General features: G+C 68.5%; 13 protein-coding genes. 4 read left to right on the forward strand and 9 right to left on the reverse strand.

The features are described from left to right. Nucleotides 1-85: 85 nt before the first annotated feature. The 4 genes from AC2S9W_RS06170 to AC2S9W_RS06185 are packed head-to-tail and all read right to left on the reverse strand — an operon-like array spanning nucleotide 86 to nucleotide 3,951. A complete protein-coding gene (locus AC2S9W_RS06170; RefSeq protein ID WP_076073821.1) occupies nucleotides 86-1,129 on the reverse strand; it encodes a phosphotransferase family protein in 1,044 nt (347 codons plus the stop codon). Continuing rightward, nucleotides 1,126-2,226, reverse strand: a complete 1,101-nt coding sequence (locus tag AC2S9W_RS06175; RefSeq protein WP_076073824.1) for an Rv3169 family protein — start codon at nucleotides 2,224-2,226, stop codon at nucleotides 1,126-1,128. The genes AC2S9W_RS06170 and AC2S9W_RS06175 overlap by 4 nt, the downstream gene beginning before the upstream one ends. A gap of 49 nt (nucleotides 2,227-2,275) precedes the next feature. Then, entirely contained in the window at nucleotides 2,276-3,124 is an 849-nt protein-coding gene (locus tag AC2S9W_RS06180) for a metallophosphoesterase family protein (RefSeq protein WP_076073826.1), read from the reverse strand. Then, on the reverse strand, nucleotides 3,121-3,951 hold the full coding sequence (locus AC2S9W_RS06185) for a diacylglycerol/lipid kinase family protein (protein WP_076073829.1): 831 nt from the start codon (nucleotides 3,949-3,951) through the stop codon (nucleotides 3,121-3,123). The genes AC2S9W_RS06180 and AC2S9W_RS06185 overlap by 4 nt, the downstream gene beginning before the upstream one ends. Before the next feature lie 113 nt (nucleotides 3,952-4,064). On the opposite strand from AC2S9W_RS06185, the gene AC2S9W_RS06190 reads away from it, so the two are divergent. Genes AC2S9W_RS06190 through AC2S9W_RS06200 form a run of 3 tightly spaced genes read left to right on the forward strand, consistent with a single transcriptional unit; the run spans nucleotide 4,065 to nucleotide 6,593 of the window. Next, on the forward strand, nucleotides 4,065-4,994 hold the full coding sequence (locus AC2S9W_RS06190) for an alpha/beta hydrolase (protein ID WP_076073830.1): 930 nt from the start codon (nucleotides 4,065-4,067) through the stop codon (nucleotides 4,992-4,994). Then, nucleotides 4,991-5,773 carry a nucleotidyltransferase family protein gene (locus AC2S9W_RS06195; RefSeq protein WP_076073832.1) on the forward strand — a complete coding sequence of 261 codons (783 nt, stop codon included), beginning with the start codon at nucleotides 4,991-4,993 and terminating at the stop codon, nucleotides 5,771-5,773. Before AC2S9W_RS06190 ends, AC2S9W_RS06195 begins: the two co-directional genes overlap by 4 nt. Nucleotides 5,774-5,828: 55 nt before the next feature. Continuing rightward, on the forward strand, nucleotides 5,829-6,593 hold the full coding sequence (locus AC2S9W_RS06200) for a phosphocholine cytidylyltransferase family protein (protein ID WP_067181043.1): 765 nt from the start codon (nucleotides 5,829-5,831) through the stop codon (nucleotides 6,591-6,593). On the opposite strand, the gene AC2S9W_RS06205 is transcribed toward AC2S9W_RS06200, so the two are convergent. The 5 genes from AC2S9W_RS06205 to AC2S9W_RS06225 form a co-directional block, all read right to left on the reverse strand. After that, entirely contained in the window at nucleotides 6,581-7,009 is a 429-nt protein-coding gene (locus AC2S9W_RS06205) for an HIT family protein (RefSeq protein WP_076073834.1), read from the reverse strand. The genes AC2S9W_RS06200 and AC2S9W_RS06205 overlap by 13 nt on opposite strands. Next, complete coding sequence (locus AC2S9W_RS06210) at nucleotides 7,006-8,088, reverse strand: CDP-alcohol phosphatidyltransferase family protein (protein ID WP_083674971.1); 1,083 nt, start codon at nucleotides 8,086-8,088, stop codon at nucleotides 7,006-7,008. Before AC2S9W_RS06210 ends, AC2S9W_RS06205 begins: the two co-directional genes overlap by 4 nt. Beyond that, nucleotides 8,081-9,193: a glycosyltransferase gene (locus AC2S9W_RS06215; protein ID WP_083674973.1), complete on the reverse strand. Its 1,113-nt coding sequence runs from the start codon at nucleotides 9,191-9,193 to the stop codon at nucleotides 8,081-8,083. The genes AC2S9W_RS06210 and AC2S9W_RS06215 overlap by 8 nt, the downstream gene beginning before the upstream one ends. Nucleotides 9,194-9,258: 65 nt before the next feature. Next, nucleotides 9,259-9,951: an HAD family hydrolase gene (locus AC2S9W_RS06220; RefSeq protein ID WP_076073839.1), complete on the reverse strand. Its 693-nt coding sequence runs from the start codon at nucleotides 9,949-9,951 to the stop codon at nucleotides 9,259-9,261. Between the two features lie 12 nt (nucleotides 9,952-9,963). Then, nucleotides 9,964-11,493, reverse strand: a complete 1,530-nt coding sequence (locus AC2S9W_RS06225; protein ID WP_067107152.1) for a lipopolysaccharide biosynthesis protein — start codon at nucleotides 11,491-11,493, stop codon at nucleotides 9,964-9,966. A gap of 135 nt (nucleotides 11,494-11,628) precedes the next feature. On the opposite strand from AC2S9W_RS06225, the gene AC2S9W_RS06230 reads away from it, so the two are divergent. Next, entirely contained in the window at nucleotides 11,629-12,399 is a 771-nt protein-coding gene (locus AC2S9W_RS06230) for a hypothetical protein (protein WP_104959305.1), read from the forward strand. Nucleotides 12,400-12,495 lie beyond the last annotated feature (96 nt).

Genomic DNA, 12,495 nt, shown 5'->3' on the forward strand with positions numbered 1-12,495 from the left:
TTTTTCCGCCGACGGGTGGAAAAGAGGAGGGCGGTCCGGCAACGGGCCGCCCTTTTCGCATCGGGACGGGTGCCGCCCCGGTGCGCTACAGCAGGTCGAGGCTGCCGAGCGCCAGCGCCTGGCGTGCCGGGCGTTCGGCCATCACCGCGAACATCTCGTCGCCGCGATCGGTGCGCTCGACATTCATCGAAGCGAAGACCGCCATGAAATAGCCGCTGAGGGCACCGACGCGGTAATCGGCCCACAGCGCCTGGGCATCGGCATCGATGCCACGCGCGCGCAGCGCGGCGATCCAGCGGTCGAAAGCGGGCCGGTCGGCCGCGGCGCGCTCGGCCGGATCGGCGATGCTGGTGCCCACCAGATAGGCGAGATCGGTCGCGCCGCTGCCGCGTCCCAACGTCTGCCAGTCGACGAGCCAGCAACGCGCCGCGTCGGTGGAGAAAAGGATATTGTCGATCCGGAGGTCGCCGTGGACGATCGTCCTGGCGGCGGGCACGCGTGTCAGCCAGGCGTCGAGCCGGTCGACGATCCCGGCGCCGAGATCAAGCGCCTCGCGGTCGAGCCGCGCCGCGTAGCGCTCGCGAAAGCCCGCATAGAGCTGGGGGAAGAGCGCGCGGACGACATCGGCGCTGTCGCGCGCGAGCCACGGCAGCGCATCGAGCCGTGCGTCGTTCCACAGCAACGCATGCAGCCCCGCCGCCGCGTCGATGCACGGGCCGAGCCCGGCGAGACCCAGCCCGGCCAGCTGGTCGCCTTGCCGTGCCGGCGCGAGGTCGGACAGGATCAGGATGAAGTCGACGGCATTGTCGGCGATCTCGGCATGGTGGCAATGCGGTGCGGCGACCCCGCTTCCCGCCGCAAGTTCGCGATACCAACTCACCTCCTTGACATAGGTGCCGACGACCGCCGCGATGTGACGGCTCGCTTCGTCGCGGCTCGGGCATTTGGCGACGACCGTCGCTGGGGTTTCGGCGCCATCGATCCAGTCGAGCGTCAGGCGGAAGCTGTCGCACATCTGCCCGGTGCCGATCGGCGTCGCGGTGAACCCGCGGAGCGCGCCCGGCGGTCGGCCGAGCGCGCCCGCGAGCCAGTCCGCCGTCATGTCATCCGGCGTCGTCGGAAAGCTCATGTCGCAGGGTCCATCAAGCCGGAAAGGCCGCTCGGCGCATGCGGGCCGACGAAAAGCTGTTCGAGCACTCCGACGCCGCGCTGCACGCCGCCGCCATCGGCGAGTTCGGCCGCGACGAAGGCCTGGATATGCATGGCGAGCGGATTGCCCCAGTCGCGCTCGGCTTCGTTCAGCCTGTCGTGCGCGACGGCGTCGTCGCCATGGTCGAGGCCGTGGCCCCAGACCGGGTGGCCATAGCCCAGCCCGCTCATCGCGAACACCGGCCCCGACGGGGTAAGCGTCAGCGACCGGCCGGCGCCGAGGGCGGCGGTCAGCTTCGCGATGCGCCGCGTGCCGCCTTGCCAGGCGATTGCGAAGGTCGCGGCATCGAAATGCCGTTCGCTGCCCTCCTTGCTCGAGGCATCGCCGACGATCACGGCGCGGCGATTCCACGGCGCCCCCGCGCCATCGTCGTTGCTGTGGAAGAACAGCGAGCTCCGGTCGAAGTTGCACGGCGTCCAAAGCCAGAAGAACTGGTTGAAATTGCCCTCGGGCGGCGGCTGCGGCTCGCTGGCGCCGACCGGGCGCACGCCCCAGCTCCGGTCGCGCGTTCCCGTCCAGTCGGCGCCGGCGTCGATGCGGACGCCGTCCACCGACAGCCAGCCCGTCCAGCGGCCGTTCTGCGTCAGCCGCGTATAGTCCATGAACAGGCGCGTCCCGTTGCGACGGATGAAGCGCGGCTCCTCGATCGGAAAATGACGGCCGGTGAAGCTGAGCTCGGCGGCCAGCGGCCCGTCGTTCGGGGCGATGCGCAGCGTCAGCCGTTCGAGCGGCGCGTCGATGCGGATCGCGATCGGGCCGACCGCCAGGTCGAGCCGCTCGCCGCCCGAGCGCCGGCTTGCGCGCAGATTATACTGAATGCCGTCGACGATCGCGCAAAAGCTGGCGTCGACGATGCCGAGCTGCGGATAGAAGCCCATCGCCGCGGCGAAGAAGACCGACCCGTCCGGGCTGGCGCCGTTGAAGAAATAGCGATCATAGAAATTGCGGTCGGTGCCCGCGAACGCAATCGGCTCGCTGGTCTGGTGAAGCGGAAAATCGTCGCCCTTGGTCAGCATGGTTCCTCATCCCGTTTTTCCTTGCAACCTAACGGGATAGGGCCGCGCGTCAATGCACCGGCGGATCGACCGGCGGCACCGCGCCGATCGGGGCGACCGGCTCGTCCGCGTCGCGCGGCGGCAGTGCGTCGGGCGGCACGGCGTCTATCTGCATGTCGCGGGTCGGGACGTGGGCGAGGTTGCGAACGTGCACCTCGACCCGCGTGCCGTCGAGGGTGATGGCGTTGAAGCTCGGCGGGGTCGATCGGATACGCTGCGACAACGTGCCCGCACCGATCATGCGGATCGGACCCGCGGGGGTCTCCCGCATCAGGTCGAAGGGGTCGTGGACATGGCCGGTCAGCACCGCCGCCACCCCGCGCGCGGCGAGCGCGGTCAGCGCCGCCTCGCCGCCCCGCGTCAGCGCGCGCCCCTTCGTTCCCGCCTCGACAAGTGGGTGGTGCGCGGTGACGAGGACGGCCGCGTCCTTCGGCAGCGCGTCGATCGCGGCGAGCGTCCTGTCGAGCGCGCGCGGGGTCACGCAGCCCTTCGACCAGTCGAGCCGCCACTGCGCGCGCGCCGTGGTCTTGAGCGGCACGACCGAGACGCCGGCGAGATCGAGTTCGCGTTCGACCAGCGCACGAATCCGCCCGATGCGGGCATAGGGGCGAAAGGCGCGCGCGATGGGATTGAAATAGGGCAGATCGTGGTTGCCCACTTCGACCGTCACCGGCAGGTCGAGCGCCGCGATCCAGTCGCACGCGGCAGCGAACTCGCGGCTTCGCGCACGCATCGTCAGGTCGCCGGTGATCAGCACCGCATCGGGGCGTTCGCGCCGCACGCAGTCGCGGAACCAGGCCAGCGCATCGCGATCCTCCAGCCCGAAATGCAGGTCGCTGATATGGAAGAGGCGCGTCATGCCGTCGCGATGAAGTCGACCGCGCTCTGTCCGATCGCGAAGCGCGCGGGGGCGGCGATCTCGTCGAGCTCGCCGTCATATTCGAGACTGATCGGGCTTTCGCTTTCGAGGACGATCGTTTCGCCCTGCGCGAGTTCCTCGCTCGGTCCGTCGCGGAAATCGCCGCCGAGCCACGCGAGACCGTGCCGCAGCACGTCGGCCGAACCGTCGACCACCACGCCGTCGGCGCGAAGGCCGCGACGCGTCGGAGTCAGGACGATCGCCGGATAGCTCTTTCCATCGCCGCCGATCCGCACGCCGGGGGCGTTCAGCATCGCGTCGATCGCCTCGGGCGCGTCGCGGCTTGCCTCGATCAGCCCTTGCTGGCGCATCGTCTCGCGCACCTCGGCCCAGCGCGTCGCGGGTCCGGCGACGACGGTTATGAATGCCTCGCGCGTTGCCGATCGGACGGTCGGAATGGGCGCGCGCCGCCCCTTTCCGGCCAGCGCATCGGTCAGGATGTCGACCGCTGGCCGGTCGCCGTGCAATTGCTTGGACAGCAGGTTCAGCGTTCCGCCGGGCAGCGGCAGGACCGCGCCCGGCCAGCCCGCGCATCGCGACGCTGCGGCGTTGATTGTCCCGTCGCCGGTCCACACGGCCAACAAGTCGATCTCCAGCGCGCGCAATGCCTCCGCATCGGGCAGGTCGTCGTCGGGCAGCGCGACGGTGGCAACGAGCGGGACGCCGGCCGCGCGGCAAGCCTCGACCAGTTGCCGGTGCACGGCTTCGTCGTAGCTGCCGCTCTCGCTGTTGCAGATCAGGGCGGGGCGGTGGAAGGCGCGGGTCATGCCGCATTCTACGCACGAGCGCGCAAATGGTGGCGGCGCGCGGCGCTTGTTCGGCGGCGCGCGGCCCTGTAGGGGCGATATCCTGCGCGGGCGCCGCGATGGAAAGGCGACGATTGATCAAGGTCCTCCTCCTCATCGGGCTGCTCGTCCTGCTGTTCGGTGGCGGCGCAAAGGCGGCCGTCTCCCACGGGACGAAGGCGCTCGACCTTGCCGACAAATTGCTTGGCAAAGGCGCGCGCGCCGCGCGGCGGTTGCTGGCCGGCCAGCCCTATGGCCGCGGACCGCGTCAACTGCTCGACATCTGGGTGCCGGAGGGCACGGAGCGCGGCGACCGGCTGCCGGTCGTCGTCTTCTTCTATGGCGGCGGCTGGAGCAGCGGCGAGCGCGAGAGCCATGGTTTCGTCGCCCGCGCGCTTGCCGGCGAGGGGTTCGTCGCGGTGATCCCCGACTATCGGCTGACGCCCAAGGCGCATTGGCCCGATTTCCTGGAGGATGCCGCCGCCGCGGTCGCCTGGACGCGCGATTATATCGGCGATCTCGGCGGAGACCCTGACCGTATTGCGCTGATGGGGCATTCGGCGGGCGCCTATAATGCGGTGATGCTCGCGCTCGATCCGCAATGGATGCGCGGCGCTGGAAGCGACGCATCGGTGATCCGCGGGGTGGTGGGCCTCGCCGGTCCCTATGATTTCCTGCCCTTCGAAAAGGGCGGCATGGCCGACAAGGCGATGGGCAAGGTTCGCCCGCCCGAACGGACGCAGCCGATCGCGCAGGTGCGCGGCGATGCGCCGCCGCTGTGGCTGGCGAGCGGCGACCAGGATCGCACGGTGCGTCCGCGCAACAGTCGCAATCTGGCCGCCGCAATCGAGAAGGCGGGCGGCTCCGTCACTTTGCGGCTTTATCCAGGCATCGGGCATATCGGGATCGTCACGGCACTGGCGGCGCCCTTCCGGGGCAAGGCGCCGGTGCTGGCAGACGCGAGCGATTTCCTGCGTGGTGTCACCGGACGCCGCATCGCGCCGGCAGAGGATGCCGCCCGATGACCGCCGCGCATCCGGTTCCCATCCCCGCCATCCTTCTCGCGGGCAGCCGACCCGGCCCCGATCCGCTGCTGACCGGAAGCGGCGTGTCGACCAAGGCGCTGCTGCCGATCGCGGGCCAGCCGATGCTCGTCCATGTCGTCGCCGCGCTGCGCGCCTCGCCGCTGGTCGGGCCGATCACCATCCTCGCGCAGGCCAGCGCCGAACTGGCGGCGGAGCCGGGGCTGGCGGGGTTCGCCGACCTGCATTTCGCGGACTCGGGACAGGGGATCAGCGCCTCGCTCGCCGCCGCGCTGCCGGAGGGCGACGCGCCGGTGCTGGTGACGACCGCCGACAATGTGCTGCTGACCCCCGCGATGATTGCCGCCTTCCTGACCGATGCGGAGGACAGCGACGTCGCGGTCGCGATGGTCGAGCGCGGGGTGCTGTTGGCACGCTATCCCGAATCGAAGCGGACGTGGCTCAAGTTTCGCGGCGGCTGGTGGTCGGGGGCGAACCTGTTCCGCCTGCGCGGTCGGCGCGTGCTGCCGCTGCTCGATTTCTGGGGCCGCATCGAGCGCGACCGCAAGAAAGGATTGAAGATCGTCGCCGCCTTCGGCCCGTGGCTGTTGATCGGGGCGCTGCTGCGGCTGTTCACGATCCAGCAGGGCGTCGCGCGCGCCGGGCGGCGCTTCGGGCTGAAGGCGAAGGTCGTGCCGATGGCGGAAGGCGAGGCGTGCATAGACGCCGACAAGCCCGCGGACATCGAATTGATCGAGCGGATTCTCGCCGCGCGCCGCTGAACGCTGCGGTCACTTTTTGTGGCAACCGGCGCCAAGCGGTTCTAGGGCGACGGCCATGAGCATCAAGAAAGCCATCATCCTGTCCGCCGGGCAGGGATCGCGGCTGCTGCCGCTGACCCGCGACCTGCCCAAATGCCTGATCGAGTTCAACGGGCGCAGCCTGCTTGGCTGGCAGGTCGCGGCGCTCGCCGCCAATGGCGTCGAGGATATCGTCGTCGTGACGGGATTCCGGACCGAGCGGGTCGAGGATCACGCGCTGGAACTCTATCGCGATACCGGCGCGCGCGTCCGCACGCTGTTCAACCCCTTCTTTCAGGTTGCCGACAATCTGGGCACCTGCTGGATCGCGCGCGGGGAGATGGACCGGGATTTCATCATCCTCAACGGCGATACCATCGTGTCCGACGAGATCGTAGCCCGGCTGATTGCCGGTGCGAGCGAACCGATCACCGTCACCGTCGACGTCAAGGACGCCTATGACGACGACGACATGAAGGTGACGCGCGATGCCGAGGGGCGGCTTCACGCCGTCGGCAAACGGTTGTTGCCCCCCGATACCAATGCCGAATCGATCGGCATGCTGGCGTTCGTCGACGACGGCCCCGCGATCTTTCGCAACCAGGTCGACCAGATGATGCGCACCCCCGACGGCGTCGAGCGTTGGTATCTGCGGGCGATCGACATCATCGCCAAGGGCAATCGCGTCGGTACCGTGTCGATCGAGGGCCTCGACTGGCAGGAGGTCGATTTCCCGCAGGACGTCGAGGCGGCCGATGCGCTGACCGCCCGCTGGGCGACCGAGGGACGCTACGCGAAATAGGGCTTGAGCCAGGCGGCGAGCGCCGCGACTTGCCCGTCGTCCAGCTTCACCGCCTGGCCGAGATCGGGCTGGCCGGGCCAACCGGCGTCGACGGCGGCCACGCCCGCCGCGGATCGTTCGCCCTCGTAGCGGGGCAGGACGTGGAAGTGGACGTGCGGGTCGACCATCATCAGCATCAGATAGTTGATTCTGGCATAGCTCACGGCGGCGGTCAGTGCCGATTCGATGGCGACCGTCACCGTCTTGAGTTCCGCATGAGCGGCAGCGGGCAGGTCGCCGAAGGCGGTCGCGTCGGACTTTGCCGCTAGCACCAGCGAACCGAGCGTCGGCTGGGCGGGGCGCAACAGGACGAGCCAATGGTCGAACTCGGCGATCAGCGTCGCCGGATAGCCGAATTTCTCGATGGTTGCGTTCATGGCGCGGCCTCCTCCATCCAACTGACGATCGGGCGCCCGGATCGGCGCATTCGATAGGCCTGGGCGAGCCGCACTGCATGGACGATCAACGAGATGACCGTCCACCAGGCAAGCGCGATCAGGCCGATGTCGGGCCGGCCGGCGAGCGTCGCGACGAAAAGGATCGCCATGTTCGGATTGCGGCGCGCGGTGATCAGGCGAAAGCGGCTGTCGAATTTCTGCCAGACATGGATGTCCATGCCGAAATCCTTGATGAACAGCCCCTCGATCACGCGCTGGAGGATATAGCCCGCGATCACTGCGACCATGACCAGCAGAAACGCCTGGCTCGACAGGGCAAGCCCCCAGGCGGAAAGGCCGACGCCCCAGAAATACCACCAGAAAGGCGGGTGGATCAGGTCGACGCCATGATCGGCGACATTGCCCCATTTGGACGAGGTGATGGTGCAGCGCGCAAGCTTTCCGTCGACCGTGTCGAGCACCATGAAGATGAATCCCGCCAGCATCCCCGTCCAATACTGCCCCTGCGCGAACAGGACGGTGGCATAGACGCACAGCGCCGCACCGATCGCGGTCACCATGTTGGGCGTCATGCCCAGTCGGGCCGCGATCCGCGTCAGCCACAGCGCGAGTTCGGGCCACAGATATTTGGTAAGCAGGTCGGTCACGCCCTTGTAGGCGCCGAAATAGCTTTGCCGTTCGATGGCCCGGCTTCTTTCCGGTGTCAGCCGCTCGGCAAACGGCGTTTCCAGCTTGCGAAGCTGCTCGTTGTAAAAGCTGCGGTTCTCCAGCGGCAACCGTTCGATCCCGTCGAGCCGCAGGGGATCGGTGTCGTCCGGCAAGACGCCCAGCACCAGTTCGCCGCCGATCGTCAGCGCGACGCCCGGGCGCTTGATCGCCTCGTCGATCAGCGTCGGATCGAAAGCAAAGGCAAGATTGACGTACAGCGCCTCGCCCGGTGCGATCCGTTCGGCGATGGCGCGCTTGACGGCCAGCCGCCGCACGCGCTCGGCGTTGCTCATTCCCCAGATCGGCGTGGCATTGTCGCCGATCAGGCGCAGCGCGGATATGTCACCCATGATTGTCCTGTCCCTCACCCATCGCGGCCAGGTGGCTCGCGACGGCATTGGCTGTTGTATAGGGAAGCGCGAAACGCCTGAGATCGGTGCGCGGAGGCGGTGCCTCGAGCCATTTCCGCAGCGCATCGCTCAGCGCTTCCGTCGACCGCTCGACCGCCGCGCACCCGGGCAGGTCGGCCAGCAGTTCGCGTGCGCTGGCGAAGCAATCGGTGCTGACGACCGGAAGGTTGGATGCCAGGGCCTCGATCACCACCGCGGGCAGTCCTTCGTAGTCCGAGGACAGGACAAACAGGTCGGCGGCGGCCATCTGCGCCGGCATGTCCGGTGTATAGCCGATCATCTCCACCCGATCCGCCACGCCGAGATCGGTGGCAAGGGCGGCGAGGGCCGCGCGCTGCGGACCGTCGCCCGCGATGCGCAGCCGCGCGTCGCGCGGATTGGCGGCGGCAAAAGCCCGCAGCAGCCGGTCGAAACGCTTTTGCGCGGTCAGTCGGCCGGCGCCGAGCAACAGGATCGGGCCATCCGCGCGCCCTTCGCGCTCGGGCGCGGCAAAGGCATCGGTCAGATAGGCATTGTGCACCATATGGAACCGGTCGCCTGCGGCCGGAAACTGCTTCCGGAGCAGCGTCGTTTCCGCATCGCTCAGCGTCAATACCCCGGCGGCGCGGCGAAAGATCAGGCCATAGACCGCACGCCGCAGCCGGCCGGCGACGGCGCCGTCCGACTGGCGGACGATCGGGTTCGTCGTCTTGATGTAATAGCGCGCGTGCGTTTTGGCTGAGATCACGCCCAGCGCCGCGAACCAGTTGATATTGTTTCCGGTCGCCAGCACGATGTCGGGACGATGCTTGCGCAACCAGCGGCGATAGGAAAGGAAGGTGACGATCTGTCCCAGCGCCCGGCTGCGCTGGCGGCGGTCGGCGAGCGCATGGCTTTCGACGCCCGGGCGCGGCATGTCTTCCAGATCGGGAGCCAGACCTGTCGAGGTGCAATAGAGGATGGCCACCCGGTGCCCGGCTTCCGCGAAGCCGTTGGCGAGATGGTTCAGCACGCGCGTCGTTCCGCCCTGATCCGCAGCATAGGCTACGAGTGTTATGAAGGCCAAGCCGGGGTCCTTTGCGCAAGCCGGCCGATGCCGTCAGGGGGTCCTACTAGAGCCGTTGGACGCGTTCAAGCCGGGCGTGAGAAGTCGACCAGCGTCCATCCCTGTTCGCGCGCCTGCCGTGCCAGTTTGCGGCTTCGTCCGACGGCATAGCGTTCCTCGGCCAACGCGAAGCTGGGCGCGTCGCTGGCGTGGTCCGAATAGAAGCGCAGCCGGCGCCGGCCTGGACCCGCATGTTCGGCGAGCCATTTTTCGATCCGCCGGGCCTTTTCGGCCCCATAGCAGTTGGTTCCGTCGATCGTCGGCAGCCACGCGCCGTCGGCTTCACGCAAGTGCCGCGTCGCGACCACGCCGTCGAATCCGAGCGCCGCGCCGATGGCCTCCGCATAGAATTCGGGCGCAGCGGTGGCGAGCAGCAGGCGATATCCCTCCGCCCGGTCGCGCGCTATCGCCGCCGCGGCTCCGGGCGGAATATCGGCCGGTACGCGCCAAGCGGCGAAGCGCTGTGCCAGATCGGCCGCGCGCGCGGTGGAAATCCGTTTTCCCAGCATCAGCCGGATCGCGGCGGGCTTGAATCGGTCGCGCCCGAACAGTTTCAATCCGGCCCCCGCCAATAGAAGCAGCAGCACTGGCAGCGCCAGCAGCCGCCACGGCGCGACGCGCGCGGCCGCCCACAGCAGGAACAGCGTGAAGGTCGGTTTGCGCAGCACGGTGCGGTCGAGGTCGTAGATTGCGATACGGACGGGGGTGGGCGAGGTCATGGCTTGGGGCTTTCAAAACAGCCGCAGTCGGCGCCCGGTCTTGCCCAGCGACGCCCGGTCGGCGAGCGGCAGGGCGAAGCGCAGGGCGGCCCAGATCGACGCGGCCGCAATCAGGGCGATCAGGGGCAGGGCGACCGGATCCGGCAGCTGCGCGGCGAGCAGCGCCGCGCCGCCCGCCGCGACCGTGATCGCGATCCCGTGCAGGGCGACGGTGGGAAACCGGGCATCGAACGGGTGCAGCTTCTCGCTGATCGCGAGTTGGGTCATGGGAATTGCCGCCATCGCGACGAGGCCGATCGACATGGCCAGGGTGACGCCGGTGAGCGGGTCCAGATGCCCGACGATGACCCAGCCCGCGCCGACCGCGATCGCCAGCCCGAACAGGCCCGCGACAAGCTGGTGGCGAAAGGCGGCGACGACCTGAAGCACGGGCAGCGAGATGCCGAGCACCGCCTCGAAAGCGCGCGCGAACAGCAGGATCACGACGGCGGCCTGCGCGACATGCGCTTGCGCCCCGAACAGACTGAGCAGCGACGAACTGCCCGCGGCGAGCACCGCGGCGAGCGGTAGCGCGATCGCAAAGATCAGTCGCGTCGCATAGGCATAGATGTCGGCGACCTGTGCGCGGTCGGCGCGCTCGGCACTCGCGGCAAGCGGCGCGAGCACATAGGAGAAGGCGATGCGAACGAGTTGGACGACGCTCGACAGCTTGCGTGCGATGGTGAACAGCCCCGCCGCCGCGGCGCCCGCCGCACCGGGAAGCAGCAGGTTGAGGATCAGCGCGGGCGCATCGCCGAACAACCGCCCGATGATGTTCGACGGCAGGATCGACAGCCCCGCCCGCAAGGTGTCGCGCTCGGCCGTGCTGCCGCGTCCCCCGCGCCGCAGTTCGGCGAAATCATAATAGCGCGCCAGCAGGCGAACGCACAGCAAGGCGGTCACGGCGAGCGAACAGAGGTGCGCGATGAACAGGCCCTTGAGCCCGAGTCCGCCCGCGAAGAACAGTCCCGCGAACACCAGCCGCAGAATCTGCTCCCAGACGATGCGGAGGCGGATTTCGGCGCCGAATACCATGCGCGCGCGCATCGCGCTGGTCGCGATCTCGACGAAGGCCCACAGCGGCAGTGCCCAGACGAACAGTTGGATCGCGGGTACGACGAGCGGCCGGTCGCGCTCGGCGACGTTGAGCAGCGGCGCCAGGTCGGCGGCGAAGGTCGCGATCAGCGCCGCGACGACCAGGCATGGCACGACGCCGAACAGCATCGCGGTGCGCAGCGCCGCCGCGGCCTCGGCTTCGCTCGCCGACTGCGGCACGGTGCGCTGCAGCGCGTTCGTCATGCCGGCGTCGCAGATATTCTCGAGCAGATTGACCGCCGCCCACAGCACCGCATAGAGCCCATAGCCGGCGAGGCCGAACATCAGGACATAGAGCGGCTGCGCGACGATCTCGATCACCCCGCCCAGTCGTGCGAGCACCGTCGTTCCCAGCCCGCGCGCGACATGGCGGCTGGTCACGGCGGGCTGGGCTGGCGTGTCGGTCATGGTCCGCGCGCCCTAGCGGCAAATTTCGCCCATTACACCCTTCCTCTTCGGGGAAGGGGTTTTATTGCCGCCCCCTTGTCCCTGCCGCGCGACGAGTCTAGTCGAGGCCGCCACGGCATCGGGGGGAGTCAGCATATGGCCCAGTCTCGCCGGACGGGGGACGACCAGGGTAGGGAGGCGGTTGACGCGACAGGCCCCGCTTCAGCCCCGGGGAGTAGGTTCCGCAGGTTTTCGCCCGCGAACGGCTGGTCCGGCTTCATCACCGAACTGGTCATCGTTGTCCTCGGCATCCTGATCGCGCTCGGCACGCAGCAGGCGGCGGACGGGTGGAAAGACCGCAGGGATGTAGCGGCCTTCCGCCGGGCGCTGAACGCCGAACTGGCCTTCAATCTGGCCGCATATCAGACGCGGGCAGCGCAGAGCGATTGCGTGGTGCGCCGGCTGGATCAGCTCGAACAGTGGCAACGGGAGTGGCAGGACGGCGATGGCCCGGCCATGAGCGGGATGATCGGTCGCCCGCTGGCGCCGGGACTGCACCTTGGCGGGTGGCGCAGCGGCGGCGCCGGCATCGCGGGCAAAATGCCGCTGGAGCAGCGGCTGAACTATACCGATGCCTATGATTCCTTCGAACTATATGATTCGCTGCGCTACCGCGAACTGGATGTCTGGATGGAGCTTTTCGCGTATGATGGCGCTTCGCGGCTGTCGCCGCCGGAGGTCAACAAGCTGCGGGGGTTGATCCTGATGGCACGTTCGATCGACCGTTCGATGACCCTCAACCTGCCCTCTGCCATCGAAATCTCGGCCCAGCTGGAGGTCAAGCCCGAACCTGTTGATCGGGAGGGGCAGGAGCGTTTCATCGCGCTCAGCGGCCTCTGCGCACCGCTCGCCTTTGTCCGTCGCTGAAGCCGGGTGAAACCGGAATTATGGAGCACGGGCGTGCGCGCTGGCGGTAAAGCCACCCATCGCGCCTGCCTTCCTCCGAGGCTGCGGGCTTAATTG

The organism is Sphingopyxis sp. 550B (assembly GCF_057401805.1).